General features: G+C 41.8%; 17 protein-coding genes. 1 reads left to right on the plus strand and 16 read right to left on the minus strand.

Annotated elements, in window-relative coordinates:
• Positions 1-41: 41 nt before the first annotated feature.
• The 7 genes from QZL69_RS05390 to QZL69_RS05420 all read right to left on the minus strand — a co-directional run bounded on the left by QZL69_RS05390 (position 42) and on the right by QZL69_RS05420 (position 5,601).
• Positions 42-428: an ATP-binding cassette domain-containing protein gene (locus QZL69_RS05390; protein ID WP_022214202.1), complete on the minus strand. Its 387-nt coding sequence runs from the start codon at positions 426-428 to the stop codon at positions 42-44.
• Positions 429-440: 12 nt separating this feature from the next.
• Positions 441-650, minus strand: coding sequence for an energy-coupling factor transporter transmembrane component T (locus QZL69_RS05395; RefSeq protein ID WP_330361745.1), 210 nt, complete (start codon positions 648-650; stop codon positions 441-443).
• A 72-nt stretch (positions 651-722) separates the two neighbouring features.
• Positions 723-1,343, minus strand: coding sequence for a methylated-DNA--[protein]-cysteine S-methyltransferase (locus tag QZL69_RS05400; RefSeq protein WP_022214203.1), 621 nt, complete (start codon positions 1,341-1,343; stop codon positions 723-725).
• The gene (locus tag QZL69_RS05405; protein ID WP_022214204.1) at positions 1,340-1,603 is read right to left on the minus strand and encodes a hypothetical protein; all 264 of its coding nucleotides are present in this window, start codon (positions 1,601-1,603) and stop codon (positions 1,340-1,342) included. Before QZL69_RS05405 ends, QZL69_RS05400 begins: the two co-directional genes overlap by 4 nt.
• Positions 1,604-1,868: 265 nt before the next feature.
• Positions 1,869-2,435: a GyrI-like domain-containing protein gene (locus QZL69_RS05410; protein WP_022214205.1), complete on the minus strand. Its 567-nt coding sequence runs from the start codon at positions 2,433-2,435 to the stop codon at positions 1,869-1,871.
• Between the two features lie 327 nt (positions 2,436-2,762).
• Positions 2,763-4,217, minus strand: coding sequence for a uracil-xanthine permease family protein (locus QZL69_RS05415; RefSeq protein WP_022214206.1), 1,455 nt, complete (start codon positions 4,215-4,217; stop codon positions 2,763-2,765).
• A gap of 214 nt (positions 4,218-4,431) precedes the next feature.
• Positions 4,432-5,601 carry a cation diffusion facilitator family transporter gene (locus tag QZL69_RS05420; protein ID WP_022214207.1) on the minus strand — a complete coding sequence of 390 codons (1,170 nt, stop codon included), beginning with the start codon at positions 5,599-5,601 and terminating at the stop codon, positions 4,432-4,434.
• A gap of 162 nt (positions 5,602-5,763) precedes the next feature.
• On the opposite strand from QZL69_RS05420, the gene QZL69_RS05425 reads away from it, so the two are divergent.
• Positions 5,764-6,540, plus strand: coding sequence for an NYN domain-containing protein (locus QZL69_RS05425; RefSeq protein ID WP_022214208.1), 777 nt, complete (start codon positions 5,764-5,766; stop codon positions 6,538-6,540).
• Here QZL69_RS05425 and QZL69_RS05430 read toward each other — a convergent pair whose 3' ends face one another.
• The 9 genes from QZL69_RS05430 to QZL69_RS05470 form a co-directional block, all read right to left on the minus strand.
• Positions 6,541-6,999 carry a threonine/serine exporter family protein gene (locus QZL69_RS05430; protein WP_022214209.1) on the minus strand — a complete coding sequence of 153 codons (459 nt, stop codon included), beginning with the start codon at positions 6,997-6,999 and terminating at the stop codon, positions 6,541-6,543.
• Entirely contained in the window at positions 6,996-7,760 is a 765-nt protein-coding gene (locus QZL69_RS05435; RefSeq protein ID WP_022214210.1) for a threonine/serine exporter family protein, read from the minus strand. Before QZL69_RS05435 ends, QZL69_RS05430 begins: the two co-directional genes overlap by 4 nt.
• A gap of 128 nt (positions 7,761-7,888) precedes the next feature.
• A complete protein-coding gene (gene hcp / locus QZL69_RS05440; protein ID WP_022214211.1) occupies positions 7,889-9,523 on the minus strand; it encodes a hydroxylamine reductase in 1,635 nt (544 codons plus the stop codon).
• Positions 9,524-9,704: 181 nt separating this feature from the next.
• The gene (locus tag QZL69_RS05445; RefSeq protein ID WP_022214212.1) at positions 9,705-10,811 is read right to left on the minus strand and encodes an alpha/beta hydrolase-fold protein; all 1,107 of its coding nucleotides are present in this window, start codon (positions 10,809-10,811) and stop codon (positions 9,705-9,707) included.
• A 26-nt stretch (positions 10,812-10,837) separates the two neighbouring features.
• Positions 10,838-11,644: an alpha/beta hydrolase gene (locus tag QZL69_RS05450; protein WP_022214213.1), complete on the minus strand. Its 807-nt coding sequence runs from the start codon at positions 11,642-11,644 to the stop codon at positions 10,838-10,840.
• Positions 11,645-11,672: 28 nt separating this feature from the next.
• Positions 11,673-12,554: an AraC family transcriptional regulator gene (locus QZL69_RS05455; protein WP_022214214.1), complete on the minus strand. Its 882-nt coding sequence runs from the start codon at positions 12,552-12,554 to the stop codon at positions 11,673-11,675.
• A 73-nt stretch (positions 12,555-12,627) separates the two neighbouring features.
• The gene (locus QZL69_RS05460; protein ID WP_022214215.1) at positions 12,628-13,410 is read right to left on the minus strand and encodes an alpha/beta hydrolase; all 783 of its coding nucleotides are present in this window, start codon (positions 13,408-13,410) and stop codon (positions 12,628-12,630) included.
• Positions 13,411-13,443: 33 nt separating this feature from the next.
• Positions 13,444-14,808: an MFS transporter gene (locus QZL69_RS05465; RefSeq protein ID WP_022214216.1), complete on the minus strand. Its 1,365-nt coding sequence runs from the start codon at positions 14,806-14,808 to the stop codon at positions 13,444-13,446.
• Positions 14,809-14,825: 17 nt separating this feature from the next.
• Positions 14,826-16,028 (minus strand): GDSL-type esterase/lipase family protein, encoded by a 1,203-nt coding sequence (locus QZL69_RS05470; RefSeq protein WP_022214217.1) that lies wholly within the window; start codon positions 16,026-16,028, stop codon positions 14,826-14,828.
• Between the last annotated feature and the right edge of the window lie 25 nt (positions 16,029-16,053).

Consider the following 16,053-nt stretch of genomic DNA (forward strand, 5'->3'; position numbering starts at 1 on the left):
ATTATAATACAAGTCATCCATGAGAACAAGTGTTTTCTTTTTTATTTATAAAATTCTTTTGAGCATTTATGCTCAGATCTACAATTCATCTCACTACCTGCAGAGGTAGGAGAATTCTTGTTATATATTATGTTAAAAAACTGTGACCTCGGATTCTGAAAAACACTTCCAACGATCTTCGCCGTATCGTACAGCGGCTGCTCGGAAACTTTCACTCCATTTACCCAGGTTTCACCGCTCATTTTTCCCTCATAATAATGCGGGATCAGACCGTTGATCAGTCGCGTAAGCGTTGTTTTGCCACAGCCACTCTCCCCGCAGAGCACGACTACCTGACCGTCTTCTATCGTCAGATCGATATCTCGAATTCCCGCAGAATGTTCATTATTTTCCCTGTAGGTAAACGTCACATGATCAATTTTTATCATACTATCTGCCTCCTAGAAAACAATATATTTCCGCAGAAAAAATACCACAAAACATGCCAAACAAAGCACGATCGCAATGATATCCTGCACATGGAATCCAAGCTCACAGACATTGGTCCGTCTGACCGGTGCGCCAAGTCCCCTTGTCAGTGATGCCGCAGAAAGTTCATCGCCAATCTTTACAACAGAAACCATCAGTGGTATCAGCCGATATTCGATCATCAGGAACGGATTTTCGCCGTTCCAGGCATTTGGAAAAGAAATGACCAGGGAATCATGCTCCCTGGTCTGCTATTAGATCCCATATTTCTTCAGATCGACTTTGCCATCGATCACCTCTACCCCGTCTTCTTCAAGAAGCTTCGCCTGTGTCCTTTCTCCACCAAATGCAAAGGCTCCTGCCAGTTCTCCCTTCGCATTTACTACGCGAAAACACGGGATATGCTCCGGGTCCGGATTTTTGTGCAGGGCATTTCCAACTGCTCTTGACATCTTCGCATTGCCTGCCATCTCTGCCACTTTTCCGTACGTTGCCACATGTCCCTTTGGAATTCGTTTCACCGCCTCGTAGATCCGTTTTGTTGGGCTGTCTGTGATGATATCATAGCTTTCGGCGATCATTCTTTTGATGTCTTTATCCGGTATGCTGCCATCCAGAATGATCGTGTTCCAGTGCTCTTTGTTCTGATGATAACCTGCGATCACGGCATCATACGCAGACCGCCAGAAGTCACGCCACTCCGGATTTACCTTTACATTGAGATTGATATATCCGTCTTTTTCATAGATCCAGAGGAAGGCTTTCTTACTTCCCTTCACCCTCACCAGCTGCCAGTTTTGATCTTTGAATGGGCGTTCTTCATATACATTTTTAAAGGATAATCCAAATTTCAGTGCCTCTTCGCGTGTTTTCATAGATGCTCCTTCTCTACTCTGCTTTCGTTTTTACTCTGCTGCATCGCCCATGCAAATGCCCTTGCAGTTCTTGTCATCGGTTCTTTAAAATGCCCGCCCTGGTTCCACTCAAGCGTGCAGTTTAGTCCTTCTGCTTTTAGCCATGCATACCCTTCTCTGATGCAGTCTCCTACTTTTGCTATAACAGGATTTCGGCTCTTTTCTTCTTTATTTCCAAGGCTTAAATATACATTTTGACTCTTTATCCCTCGCTCTTTCATATAATCTGTAAATCCCGAAAACCAGACAGACGGTGATGCTGCCGCGACACCAGAAAATATGGTCGTCTGGCAGGCCGCCCATAATGAAAACAGCCCTGAAAGGGAATATCCGCCAATATAATAAGTCTTACTTTTATCTGAACGTAAATGATTTCTTATTATATCATTTTATCCCCAGGAATCCAATTCCTTCTACAGCAATATAGCGCAAAAAAGTGGAACTTCTCCTGCTCATCAGAAGTCGTTCCACTTTTTGAAATTCTTATTATTCTGTTTTCTCATTCACCGCGATCCAGATCTCGCACTGGTAATTCGGATCTGAGACATCCTGTGATGAGTAAACCTCAAACTCCACATTCTCCGCATATTCATACTGTGCGCTCTGCGGGAAAAATTCTGTGACGATCTTATGATAAGTCTCGATAAAAGCATCCGGCATCTTTCCTTTGCTTGTAAAAACCGCATAAGTATTCGCCGGGATCGTCACAATCTCTAGGTCGTCGTCAACTTTTCTTCCATCATACTCGACACCGATCCCATAAGGAAACTGCTTCGCATTAAGCTCAGAGGAAAAACAAATCCCAAGCAAGCCTTTCATCACCGGATTTTCCGGCATGCAGGCGATCAGCCTTCCCATTGTTCCGTCCGCACCGTACTCCTGCCACATTGCGGTAATGTCAGGCGTGGCATTTGCCGACTGCGGTTTATCAACTCTTTTTCTCTTGCAGACAACCTGAAATGCATCTCTTTTGTGAATCAACAACTCTATCCTCACACGACTGAAGTCGCGTGCTTCCGGGTCTGTCATATTCTTTGTTTCTGAGTAATTCAATCTGCTCTTCTACTTTGATCTTATCTTTCTTTAATTCGTCCTTATACTATATACCTGTCGGCATATAATATTCCTCCATACCTTCACCACCTTTCAGAACATATCATTCTCAGATATCTTCATTATAGGTGATTTAAAGACACGTGTAAACCCTGTATTCTGATTTCACGGTACTGTAATTACTGGAAAAATCGCTTCAGACACGAAGCTTCTAAGACTGCCCCTGCAGGCATCAGAACTACTTTTATACTATCATTCCTACATATACAACAGGCAGGAATGAGTTTTTTCCACTCGTCCCTGCCTGTTATCATTCTCTTATTTTACTTACTTTTCTTTCGCTTTTTTATCTGCCAGAATCTCCTCTGCCATTTCCACCTCTGTTTTTTCATCCTTCGGAAGAACGATATTCAGGATGATTGCGAATAACGCTGCCGGAACAATACCGGAGCCGCCGAAGATCAGGTTGATGCTCTCCGGAAGCTGTGCAAGAACTGCGGAGTTGGAACCGAGCCCGTATCCAACGCCAAGCGCAACCGAAACGATCGTTACATTTCTCGGTGATATAGGCCATTTGGTAATAAGCTGGATTCCGCTGACTACGATGGAGGAAAACATCATGACAGCAGCTCCTCCCAGAACGCTCTGCGGCATGATAGAGATCAGTGCTGCAAGTTTCGGAAACAGTCCGCATGCGATCAGGAAGATTCCACCGATTCCAATGCTGTAACGGTTTACGACTTTGTTCATTGCGACCAGGCCTACATTCTGGCTGAAAGATGTGTTCGGAAGGACACCTAACAAAGCTGCGAAAGAAGATCCCAGTCCGTCACACATAACACCACCGGAAAGTTCTTTGTCCGTAGCCTCTCTTCCAAGACCACCCTCTGTGATACCGGAAATATCACCTACTGTTTCTACTGCTGTAACTACAAACATAATACAGATCGGAACGATTGCCTTCGCGTCAAATACCCATTTGACCGGCATAATCTTCGGAACTGCAAACCAGGATGCGTCTGCCACCTTGCTCCAGTTCACTACCCAGGCCTTTGTTGCCTCTACTGTGGCACCCGTTTCATCCACATAGGTAAATGTTGTCGGAAGGATCATTGCCATGATCGATACCAGGATATATCCGGCAATAATACCGATCAGAATAGAGGAAAAACTGGTAAATCCTTTTGTTCCATGTTTCAGTGCAATGATCACGACCAAAACAAAAGTACCTACAAACAGATTTTCCAGAGAGCCATAATCTGCTGCTGAACTTCCGCCTCCGAAAGATCCGATACCAACAGAGATCAGTGAAAGTCCAATAGACAGTACCACTGTACCGGTAACAACTGCAGGGAAAAATTTGCGGAGTGGTTTCAGAAATCCACCAAGTACTGTTTCAAACAGACCTCCTATAAAACATGCCGCCAGGACTGCTCCATATCCTGCAACCCCACTTCCCATTGTGATCGCAACACTTCTGCAGACACCGATGAAACCGGAACTCGTTCCCATGACGATTGGTAGTTTTCCGCCGATCGGTCCGATCGTGTATACCTGGATCAGTGTTACGATTCCTGCAACCAGCATGGCATTCTGAAGGAGTGCCACCTGAATACTGCTTCCTGATTCAATGCCGCACACTCCTGTAATGATCAGAAGTGGAGTCAGGTTGCCGACAAACATTGCAAGTACATGCTGCAGTCCAAGTGGAATCGCCAGTTTCAGCGGGGGCTTTCCATCAAGATCATATGGCGTTGCCACGTTTTTTTCTTTTGTTTCCATATTCTTTCCTCTCTTTCTCTTTTTACCGAGCCAAATAAAAAAGGAAACAGCAGGTATTTTCGCCTTCGAAGTCATCTGCTATTTCCTTTATACATGCAGCTTGTGCACAAAATTTTCTCTCGATGCGTTTATTATAACAATTTTTTTGTATCTGTCAATTTCTTTTTGCAGGTATTTTCTTTGTACTTGATTTTGTACATTTATCTTTCCGTACTTAATAATACTCATGATCGATCTGTATCACCGCAAAATATTTACTTCCCGGCAGGCCATGTACCTGTTCTTTCAGACGGTTCATGATCTCATTGTCGGTCAGGGAAGTTTTTCTCGGCACTTCCACATCGAAGATCAGGTTGGTTCTGGTAGGACCCTTGACCATACGGAAGTCGTGCATGCTGAAGGCTTCATCCAGAGACTGTACCATCGCCTCCACCTTCGCCTTCATTTCCAGAACTTCCTTATCGTCTGTCACGATCGGGTCCATGTGGATCGTTGCGGAACAGTTCAGCTTTTCCTGAAGTTCATGTTCGATATGGTCGATCTGCTCGTGGATGTCCTGGATATCCCCATCCACAGCAACCTCCGCGTGGAGCGAGATCATTCTTCGTCCCGGACCATAATCATGGACGATCAGATCGTGCACCCCATAGACCAGTGAATGTCCCAGAACAATCTCCCGGATCTCATCAATAAACTCCTTCTTCGGCGGCTGTCCAATAAGAAGGTCTATGGTTTCTTTCAGTGTAGAACCACCTGTATAAACGATAAAGATCCCGACCAGGATGCCAAACCATCCATCCAGGATCAGTCCTGTATATTTACTGATCACGGTTGCGATCAGAACCAGTGTCGTCGCAACAGTATCGCTCAAACTGTCCACTGATGTTGCTTTCATCGCTGCACTGTCAAGCTTTTTGCTCAGGGAACGATTGTAATAAAACATATAGACTTTCACAAGGATTGACGCAAGCAGGATTCCCAAGACCAATGCACTGCTCTCGATCGGTTCCGGATCACGCAGTTTCCCGAACGATGACCAGATCAGCTCAAATCCCATAACCAGGATCGCAACAGAGACCAGCAGCCCCGAAATATACTCCATCCTTCCATGTCCAAACGGATGCTCCGGGTCCGGTGCCTGACCGGAAAGCCGGAATCCGATCAATGTGATGATCGATGAACCCGCATCGGACAGGTTGTTAAATGCATCCGCCGTGATCGCGATCGATCCGCTGAGCGTTCCTGCGATCCATTTTCCAAGAAACAGCAGGATATTCAGTCCGATTCCCACTGCCCCGCTCAAAACTCCATATGCCTGACGGACCGCCGGTGAATCATAATTCCGCCTGTCCTTAATAAAAAGTGATGCCAAAAACGTGATCATTCCTATTCCTCCCAAAATTTTACACGTGAATCAACAGCATTCTCTCGATAATAGCACACTCCTATGCAAAAATCCAGAATAATTTGTAATCAATCTGGAAAATTTTTTCTGAAAATGATATAGTTTTATTAATGATGCTTTTTATCAAGGAGAAAAAATCGAATGAAAAATCTTAAAAATATAGCAATGCTCATAGATGCCGACAACACCCAGCTGTCCAAGCTGGAATCTGTCATACAGGAAATCTCTGCCAACGGCCGTATCGTCGTGAAGCGCGCGTACGGCAACTGGCGCAAAGGTTCCCTTAAGAACTGGGAGAATGAACTGAAACGCCTCGCGATCAAGGCAGAACAGCAATTTGACTACGTTGCGGGCAAAAACGCCACCGACATGGCTCTCGTAATCGACACTCTCGATCTTCTGCACAGCGGGATCTACGATGCATTTGTCATCGTTGCCAGTGACAGTGATTACACGCCTCTTGCGATCAAACTTCACGAATCCGGAGTCTATGTCATGGGCGTCGGAGAGAAGAAAACACCGGAGCCGTTCCGAAATGCCTGCGATGAATTTGTTTATCTCGAAAATCTGAGCAAAGATCCAGATACTCCGGAGCATCAGCCTGCCCCGGTTTCTTCCAGAAAGACGAGAAACAGCAGACGCAGCCAGGAAAGTGCAGAAGAACGCCGCAAAGCAAAAGAATTAAAGGAAATCCACAAACTGCTCCACATCGCCTGGGACAAGTACCAGGATGACGACCGTTATGTCAATGTCAGCTCTGCAGGCCAGTATATCAAGCGTGCAAAGCCGGATTTCGATGCCCGCACCTACGGTTTCCTCAAACTGCCGGATCTGATCGAAGCTTATCCAAATAAATATGCAATGAAACGTTACCCCGGCAAAGGAACGGTAACGATCATTGCATACAAATGTATTTGATTATTTAATTCTGTTTGTTCTGAGAACATAATATCTTCGGAAAATTGATAAGATCGTCCACACGATACAGATCCCACCCGCGATGGACAATGCATACTGAAGTGTCAGACTGCCATAGTGTGACACTTCTTCTGTATTTCCCTGCACTGCTGCACTCATCGTGTAGTACAGCGTACTTCCCGGAATCAGCGGCACAACTGACGGAATCAAAAACAGCGGGACCGGAGCTCTCTTTCTGGCTGCAAGAAAATCAGCATAGACTGCTGACAGTGCCGAAGCCACCAGTCCGGAAATAAAGATCTGTCCGCCGCTGAAATACATTGCCAGAAGATATCCTCCCCAGCAGATAACACCTCCCAGAGATGCCGATACCCACAACGACTGTCTCAGCCGGAACAGCATGGCAAATCCCAGCGAACCGACAAACGCCATAACCAACTGCAATATCACATCTTTCATACTCTCACCATCCAAATCGCTGCCATAAATCCACAGGCAAGGGCTCCCGCCCACAGAATACTCTCGATCAGTCGCATCAGTCCGGAGATCGTATCTCCCATCAGCATGTCTCTGATGGAGTTTGTCGCCGGAATTCCCGGGATCAGAAGCATGATATCCCCGATCATGATCTTGTCCATATTTAAAACTGGCAGAACTCTTACTGTCAGACAGATTACGGCTCCCACAATAAAGGATATAAACAGGTTAAACATGATCGTATTTGCAAAAAGGCCTGTTATTTTTTCCTGTATAAAACAGATAAGGACTCCTACCAGGGCGGCCACGATTCCATCCGCAAATGTTCCTCCAAAAAACACGGCAAAACTTCCCGCAGCCAGAATGCTGCCCACATAGAGTTCCCATCGTGTTTTTGGTTCTGCGATTTCCTGCAGTCTTCTGTGAAACTGCTCCAGCGGAATCGGATTGATACAGCAGTTCCTGCTGAGTGCATTCAGCTGTTCCAGCATTGTGAAGTCTGTACTTCCTGTATAGTTTATCCTCCTGGTATGTGTCAGAAGTTCCCCGTCTGTTTTTTCCATGGTTATCACTATGCTGGATGTGATAACAAAAACGTTCATCTTGGCTGCCCCATAGGCCCGTCCGATCCTCTGCAGCGTGTCCTCAACACGGTTGATCTCCGCCCCGGAAGCAAGAAGCATTTCTCCCATATCCAGAAGCAGATGCAGCAACCGGTTCTCATCATATTTCCCTGTTTTCATCTTCGTTTCCATCCCTGATCTTTATATATTCTGCAAAAAATATCCACTGCAACACGTTAATTATCTAACATATGCAGTGGATTTGCAAGTGATTTTTAAGACAGATGGACTATGGAATCCTCTTTATTTTATCCAATCAGATCCGCAATATCTTCCTCTACAGAACGGATTCCTCCGATTCCGAAATTATCAACCAGGATCTTTGCCACATTCGGGGAAAGGAATGCTGGAAGTGTCGGTCCCAGGTGGATATTTCTGACTCCAAGGGAAAGCAGAGCCAGGAGTACGATCACCGCTTTCTGCTCATACCAGGCGATATTGTACACGATCGGAAGGTCGTTGATATCTTCCAGTTCGAATATTTCCTTCAGTTTCAGTGCGATCACAGCCAGTGAATACGAATCATTACACTGTCCCGCATCAAGTACTCTCGGAATACCATTGATATTTCCCAGATTCAGTTTATTATACTTGTATTTTGCACAGCCGGCAGTCAGGATCACAGTATCTTTTGGCAGTGCCTTTGCAAAATCTGTGTAGTAATTTCTGGTCTTTGCCCGGCCATCACAGCCTGCCATTACAACAAACTTGCGGATAGCCCCTGTCTTAACCGCCTCTACGATCTGATCTGCCAGCGCAAGAACCTGTGCATGGGCAAAACCTCCGACGATCTCTCCGCTCTCAATCTCCTGTGGCGGCGCACATTTCTTTGCATGCTCGATCACAGCAGAAAAGTCTTTCTCTTCACCTTCTGCTCCCGGAATATGTTTACATCCCGGATATCTCACAGCTCCTGTCGTATAGATCCGGTCTTTGTAGCTGTCCTTTGGCGGAACAATACAGTTTGTAGTCATCACGATCGGACCATGAAAACTCTCAAACTCTTCTTTCTGTTTCCACCATGCATTTCCATAATTTCCTGCAAAATTCGGATATTTTTTGAATGCCGGATAGTAATGTGCCGGAAGCATCTCTGAATGTGTATAGACATCCACACCTGTCCCCTGCGTCTGTTCCAGCAGCATTTCCAGATCACGGAGATCGTGTCCTGAAATCAGGATTCCCGGATTGTTTCGAACCCCGATATTTACTTTTGTGATCTCCGGATTTCCATAAGTCTCTGTATTTGCCTTATCAAGAAGTGCCATCACCTGTACACCATATTTTCCGGTTTCCAGCGTCAGGGCTGTCAGTTCTTCCGCACTGAGAGTATCATTCAGTGTTGCGGCAAGTGCTCTCTGAAGAAAAGCATCCAGTTCTTCCTCATTATGAAGAAGTGCAAGTGCATGCTTCTCATAAGCGGCAAGCCCTTTTAATCCGTATGTGATCAGTTCTCTTAAGCTTCGGATGTCCTCATTTTCGGTGGAAAGAATTCCGACCTTGGATGCTTTTTCTTCGAATTCCTCTTCTTTTCCGTTCCAGACTGCTGCATCCGGAAGCTGATCTTTGTCTTCCACTTCTGAAAGCAATCTTTCCTTTGCCTTCAATGTTTCTGTAATACGTTCTGTAATGGATTCTCTGTCAAAATTTACATTTGTAATGGTTGTAAAAAGATTCATCACCACCAGATGATCAATCTCATCCGGAATCTCTTTTCCTTCTTTTCGAAGTTCTGTTGTAACTGCAGAAAGCCCCTTTGTGACATAGATCAGAAGATCCTGCATCGCTGCAACTTCCGGCTTCTTTCCACAGACTCCTGAATTTGTACATCCCGTGCATCCTGCTGTTTCCTGACACTGAAAACAAAACATTTTATGTTTCATGATAAAAACCTCCTTATGGTTTCTGTATATTCATTTTTTTCACAAACTCAATATAATATACATTTCCCCATAAAGATGTGGTCATAACCACGGATATAAAATATTGCAGAAAAAAAGACGGATTTTTATCATCCGTCCTTTTCTGTCATTTCTTTTATTATCTTACATTACAATCCATTTTTCAGAATAACAGTTTCGCAAAATCTCGAATACAACGTCTCCATACATTCCAGTCATGCCCGCCCTCATAAATGATTCTGATGCATGAAATATCTTTTTTACTTAAAAGTTCATCTTCCTCCAGAAACTTCTGGATAAAAATATCATTCTCTCCCATTGCACGAAAAAAGATCTTAAAATTATTTTTAAATGTTTCTTTACTGTCCAGAATTCTCAGATGTTTATCAGAGGCCTTTCCTCTCTGGACCATGTCCATAATTTTATCTCCCTGAATAAAATCACGAAGAAATCCACTGAATAATCCAATATAGGAAAAATATTCCGGATATTCAAATGCCGTGATACTCGTCTGAATAGACCCCATGGACAGACCTGCCATGGCCCGGCCATCCTTGTTTTCAATTGTACGATATTTCTTTTCTATGTATGGAATCACATCTTTTATCAGATATTCAGGAAATATCGTATGATCTACTATTCTCTTTCCTTCTGCATTTTTCGTCTGAACCATTCCATTATTCATCACAATGATAAATGACCTTGCTTCTTTCGCCTGAACCAGATTATCCATAATAAAATGGACTTTTCCTTCTTCGATCCATCCGGTTTCATTTTCTCCATGTCCATGCTGTAAATACAAAACCGGATATCTCTTCTCCGGACACTCCTCATATTCCGCTGGTGTATAAACAAAACAGCGTTCCCATTCTCCGGTTATATCAGAATAAAAATATTCCTGTCTCACAGTTCCATGTGGTACATTTTTTAGATAATAGAACTCTTCTTCTGTTTCTATTGAAACATAATTATATGGCCGACTATATCCATAACATATCGGAAGATAGGGGGTAAGTACATCCATTCCATCAATCTGCAGTTGTACAAGAGTCATTCCATCCTTTCCCGGATATTTCAACTTCCATATTCCTTCTTCTTTAATAAACGGAAATTTTTGCTCGTAGATGATCAGACTGACATCTGAAGCATGATCTGCCTTAATCTGAATCCATACATTGCCTTCTTCATCTCTGATCTGTCCTTCTGGTTCACCAGCTGCCGGTATAACCGGACAAAATGAAAGAGCCTGTGACGTTATCGCCTGATTCATGACATTTTCCTCTCTTTGCAATTTATTTAATTATGATTTTCGAGTATTAACCTTGTTTTTGTGCCCGGCTCGATCTCTGACAGAAAAGAAAAGACCGGATCCATCTGATCTTCCCAATACGCCATTTCATGATTTCCCTGACCCATTCTGTCAATAAAAGGTATCTCCAGTTCCTTAAGCTTTTCACGGAAATCTTTTACTCCCTTTCCAACCAGATCATCCTGCTCTCCACAGGCAATAAAAAGTTCCGGAATCTCTTCTTTTGGAACCTCTGAGTAAAATTTACAGAGATTTGTATCATTCTCATAATACTTTTCTTCGCTGCCAAATACATTTTCAAATAATTCCCGGTCAAACATCTCTTCATGTCCACAAATCAGATCATAACAATCTGCACTTGGAGATAATGCTGCTATTTTTGAAAAATACGAACGAAATCTGAGTCCATTTAATAATGCCCCATATCCACCCATTGAAATTCCACCTATAAATGTGTCTTCTCTTCTTGTTGAAAGGGGCAGAAGTTTCCTTGTCATATCCACCGTTTCTTTTATAAATGCAGAGTAATTGGAAAGCCTTCTGGAATGATCTACATAAAAAGAATTATCTCCATCTACCACTACTACTGCGATTCCTTTTAACTCACATTCCCGTCTGAATCCCAGATAGGTCATAAGCGTTGTTGCATCATTACTGAAACCAGGAAGAAAATATAAGGTTTTATACGGAGGCTCAAAATTTTTTCCACTCATTCCGTCTGTAGGCAGATAAGCTTTAACCGTTGTAAATTTAGTAATTGTTGATGACAAATATTGTAATTCTATGTATGCCATAATAAAATCCCTTCTATTAATACAATCCTCATCTTTTCTTTTTCATCCATGCAGATGGAGTACATCCATAAAATCGTTTAAAAGTTTCGATAAAAGATTTTATATTTGGAAACCCATTATTCAGTGCTATAACCGTAAGCTGCATTTCCGGATGTATTTTCATCATTTCCACACAATTCATAAGACGAAGATACTGTAAATGATCATGAAAATTAATTCCTATATGCTTTTTAAATAACCGTGATAAATGTGCAGATGTGTAATGAAATTGTTCTGCAACAGCAGCAAGTGTCAGATTTTCTGTATAATGTTTGTCAAGATAATTCGTGATTTCCTTAATTTTATTAATGCTGTCTTCTCTGTTACGCCTGCTTCCTGTTGGTTTCTTCACACAGGACATACGAAGAACTCCGAGTAATCGAAACAACAGTTCCATTGCCCGGATTCTTGACAGATCATTTTCAACAGTTCCATCCAGATTTTCTCCAAAACCAGCATAACCATTCTGTTCTTTCTTCTGCTTCAGTGTTCCAAATTGCAGCAGAATATTTATCATCTGCTGCATATCTTCCGCTTTCTCAGGTATACTCAAATAAAAGTCTCCTCCAAGCCAGCGTTCCATAAAACTTTTGGAAATCTGAACAGTAATACCCTCAAAATGATCTGTCTCATCAATCCAGTGATCCGCATGAATTTCTCCACTGTTAACTATGAAAATATCTCCTTCCGTCTGATCATACTGTATTCCATCTACAATCCGACGGATTCTTCCACAGGTCACAAGATTAAATTCAATATTACGATGCCAGTGAGTAGGTGTAAAAATCTCTATTCCATCAAAGCAATGATTAAAAATACGAATAGGTATCCTGTTATAAATAAAATCTTCACTTTCGTATAATTCTGACATAAACACCTCCGGCAAAATATTGTTTTACCTCATTATAGCATACCCTCTGACAATCTCACACAACATCACGCTTTTATTTCAGCAGCCATTCCACCGCTTCTGGCAAATATTTATTCCAAAACGACCAGTCATGAATTCCCTCTGCCTCGTGATACGTCACTTTTACTCCTTCTTTTTCCAGATATTTTTTCATCATACGATTTTCTTCGATCAAAAAGTCTTCTGTCCCTACTGCCTGATAAACCTCCGGCATATTTTTTTGTAAGACTGCTTTTTTTACACAATACATCGGATCTTTTTCAGAATCTTTTAAACAATCCAGATCTCCAAACGTACGCACATAATAATCATAATCTGCAATGCTGTCTGAATATCCGGCCTTCTGACCAGAAATATTGTCGATGATAAACGCACCTGACAAGGTAAACAGCTTTCCAAATGTTTCATGATAAAGACTTCCCAGTCTCAATGCACCAAAACCACCCATGGAAAGTCCACCAATGTAGGTGTCCTCTCTCCGTTCAGAAAGAGGAAACATTCTTCTGGTAAAATCAACAATTTCTTTCCCTGTAAAATCACTGTAACGACCTGCAATGCTGTTCATATTTTCATAAAAACTGTTTTCCCCGGAAGGAAGAACAATCGCAAGATTATACTTTTCGGATATTGCTCTCAAATTGCTATAATCCATCCAGTCATCCTGACTTCCGCCAAATCCATGAAGCAGATAAAGAGTCTTAAATTTTTCTGGTTTTTTTACGTCAGTTCTTCCATAAGTTTCTACAGGCACAATAACATTTAAATTAACTGTGCGAAATAAAGTTTCAGATGCAAATGCAATTCTAAAAACCGCCATAGTTCATTTTCTCTCTCTGTTTTCTATATAAAATTAATTTTCTGTTGCCATAGCATCTCTTTTTTTATTAAGATCTGCACGAATCTGAGGGTAGATTTTGTCAAGCTTATAAAATCCATTTATTATAAATACGATAACAAACAAAATTACAGGAATCCAGACGTAACAGAATTCAATCGCGTTTACAGCTGATGCAGTCTGCACTTCTGCCGCTCCATTATAACCACCTGCATTCAGAATGGCTGTAGTTATCATCTGAACAATAGAGTTCGCAATTTTTACTGCAAATCCGATAAATGCCATCAAAAATCCCTGAACTCTGATACCACTCTTCCATTCTCCATAATCAATACTTTCTGCACACATAACATATATAATTCCGTTTACGAATGCAGTTCCCACAGACGCAATGACCGCACAGGCAATTACTGCAATATTATTAAATTTAAAGAAATAAATACCAATATTTCCTAATACACCAAATACAGCTCCAACCCATACAATGTTTCTGTTTCCAATTTTTGCTGCAATAACAGGAATAATCAGTGTAATCGGAATTCCAATAATATTTGCAATAGAAAGTAAGCTGGAAGACATCCCGGCATTCTGTAAAACATTGGTGGAATAATAAACAGTTGTAGAAGATTTGACAACTACCTGGGCAATAATAAACAGCGTAGTAACAGTACATATGATCCAAGGGGTATTTTTCATGGATCTAATGGTATCAGCTGCTGATATTTTCTGCTGTGCGGCAGTTCCCATATTCATTCGTTCTCTTGTATTAAATCCATCTACCATAGTTAATGCTGCACCAAAAATACCAAAGATCAGTATCGTTATATTGTATCCACGGTACTCAGAACCATGCCCCAGCACAGAAACAAGTGTCAACGCAAATGCACCTGTAATCAGCTGTCCAATATTTGTTCCAAGAGTTCCAAACATATTTGTTGCAAGTCGATCCTGTGTATCATCTGTAATTGCAGAGATCAATACATTTTGTGGAATCAGTACAGTTGTATATGCCAATGTATAGATAACATATGTAATCAAAGCATAAATATATTTTACTGTAGCACTTGCATCCGGAACATGAAGCACAAAGAAACAGGCTGCTGCCATAGGTATCGCTCCAAAAATAAGATACGGCCGGCATTTTCCCCAGCGAGTATTGGTATGATCTACAATGATTCCCATTACCGCATCTGAAACAGCATCTGCAATTCCACCGATTAACATGATCGTTCCAACCTGAAGTACACTGATCTTAACAACATCTGTATAGAAATACATAATAAATGTAGTGATAAGTGTAGTGCACAGACATATTCCCATATTTCCCGATCCATAGCTGATTTTTTCCAGCAAAGACATCTTTTTGTTAATCTGATTCATATTTTTTCTCCTTATTTTTAATCATCCAGCCCTGTAAGCATACTCAAATCCACACATTCCGCAAGGATTTTTCCACCCATTGTATTTGGATGTAATCCATCTCCAATATGAACTTCTTCTTTGAGATAAGCCGGAACTGTATCATTTTTTAATATCTCATCAAAATCAAAATATCCATCATAAACACTTTGTGTTCTGATCCATTGATTCACATCTCTTCTTGTTTTTTCAAACGCCTGCATCCATTTCTCTGAATACTCTGTATTTCCACACGGCATAATAGTTGCACCATAAATTCTGCTTCCATGATCGTGTGCTTTTTTTGCAAGATAGCTAAACCCCTGCTCCAGATATTCAGCGGAAACAGATTCTTCTGCTTTTTCAAACTGAAGAGGATGCATAATATCATTAATGCCCATCAGACAAAAAATACTGTCAACTTTGTCCGTCCCAAATACATCCTTCTCGAATCTTCTCACTCCTGCTTCTCCAAAAAGCCCTCCTTCTGCCGGAGCATCCGGTATCCATGTAGCATCATGAAGCAGTCTGTTCCCTCCGATTCCTGCATTAAGCAATGTTACCTGTCCCGGATATTTTTTATACAGTCTTTTCTGAAGTGCATTCGTGAAAAATGCCATTGCTGTAATAGAATCCCCAAAAGCTGTTATTACTTTGACGTCATCTTCTGTCCAAACCTGAACAGCTGAAAAGCCAAAGAAAAACTGACCTTTTACCGGTGAAGGATCTTCTTTTACAAATTCATAGATTTCCTCCATAGATGTACTTGAAAAAGCGTTTCCTCTCGTATCATCTCCTTCAATATTACATCTGACTTCTGATCCGCCTTCTGCCCAGTATCCACATAAATTCTGAATTTTCTGCTGCTGGTCAATATAAATATTTACTGCGATCCGATCTCCGGCTTTCACTGTAACTTCAACTTCATCACTGTAAACTTCTGCTCCTGCCGGAAGTACGATCTCTTTTGATCCTCGGAGTGTTACTTCCCTTATTCTTTCCACTGTTCCTTCATTTTCAATCCCAATGGTTACCTTTTTTAAGTTCAATGTTTCTTTTGCGTATTTATTTGAAAATAAAATACGCACTTTATTTCCATTTAAATTATTTTCAAACAGAACTCTCTGGGTTTTGTCTGATAATGTTGCCAGTGTCATTCCGTAATTAATCGGAAGATATTTAAAACTGCTTGTCCATTTCATTTGTTGTACTCCTTAACTTACAGAC

Source organism: Blautia sp. CAG:237, from assembly GCF_000436615.1.
Classification (GTDB): Bacteria; Bacillota; Clostridia; order Lachnospirales; family Lachnospiraceae; genus Blautia_A; species Blautia_A intestinihominis.

Excerpts from the sequence above, each read along its gene's own strand:
- QZL69_RS05435 (WP_022214210.1), bottom strand. The coding sequence starts at position 7,760 with ATGAAAACAGGGAAATATGATGAGAACCGGTTGCTGCATCTGCTTCTG.
- QZL69_RS05395 (WP_330361745.1), bottom strand. The coding sequence starts at position 650 with ATGATCGAATATCGGCTGATACCACTGATGGTTTCTGTTGTAAAGATT.
- QZL69_RS05400 (WP_022214203.1), bottom strand. The coding sequence starts at position 1,343 with ATGAAAACACGCGAAGAGGCACTGAAATTTGGATTATCCTTTAAAAAT.
- hcp (WP_022214211.1), bottom strand. The coding sequence starts at position 9,523 with ATGAAACATAAAATGTTTTGTTTTCAGTGTCAGGAAACAGCAGGATGC.
- QZL69_RS05450 (WP_022214213.1), bottom strand. The coding sequence starts at position 11,644 with ATGGCATACATAGAATTACAATATTTGTCATCAACAATTACTAAATTT.
- QZL69_RS05415 (WP_022214206.1), bottom strand. The coding sequence starts at position 4,217 with ATGGAAACAAAAGAAAAAAACGTGGCAACGCCATATGATCTTGATGGA.
- QZL69_RS05455 (WP_022214214.1), bottom strand. The coding sequence starts at position 12,554 with ATGTCAGAATTATACGAAAGTGAAGATTTTATTTATAACAGGATACCT.
- QZL69_RS05420 (WP_022214207.1), bottom strand. The coding sequence starts at position 5,601 with ATGATCACGTTTTTGGCATCACTTTTTATTAAGGACAGGCGGAATTAT.
- QZL69_RS05425 (WP_022214208.1), top strand. The coding sequence starts at position 5,764 with ATGAAAAATCTTAAAAATATAGCAATGCTCATAGATGCCGACAACACC.
- QZL69_RS05460 (WP_022214215.1), bottom strand. The coding sequence starts at position 13,410 with ATGGCGGTTTTTAGAATTGCATTTGCATCTGAAACTTTATTTCGCACA.
- QZL69_RS05405 (WP_022214204.1), bottom strand. The coding sequence starts at position 1,603 with ATGAAAGAGCGAGGGATAAAGAGTCAAAATGTATATTTAAGCCTTGGA.
- QZL69_RS05445 (WP_022214212.1), bottom strand. The coding sequence starts at position 10,811 with ATGAATCAGGCGATAACGTCACAGGCTCTTTCATTTTGTCCGGTTATA.
- QZL69_RS05430 (WP_022214209.1), bottom strand. The coding sequence starts at position 6,999 with ATGAAAGATGTGATATTGCAGTTGGTTATGGCGTTTGTCGGTTCGCTG.
- QZL69_RS05470 (WP_022214217.1), bottom strand. The coding sequence starts at position 16,028 with ATGAAATGGACAAGCAGTTTTAAATATCTTCCGATTAATTACGGAATG.
- QZL69_RS05390 (WP_022214202.1), bottom strand. The coding sequence starts at position 428 with ATGATAAAAATTGATCATGTGACGTTTACCTACAGGGAAAATAATGAA.
- QZL69_RS05465 (WP_022214216.1), bottom strand. The coding sequence starts at position 14,808 with ATGAATCAGATTAACAAAAAGATGTCTTTGCTGGAAAAAATCAGCTAT.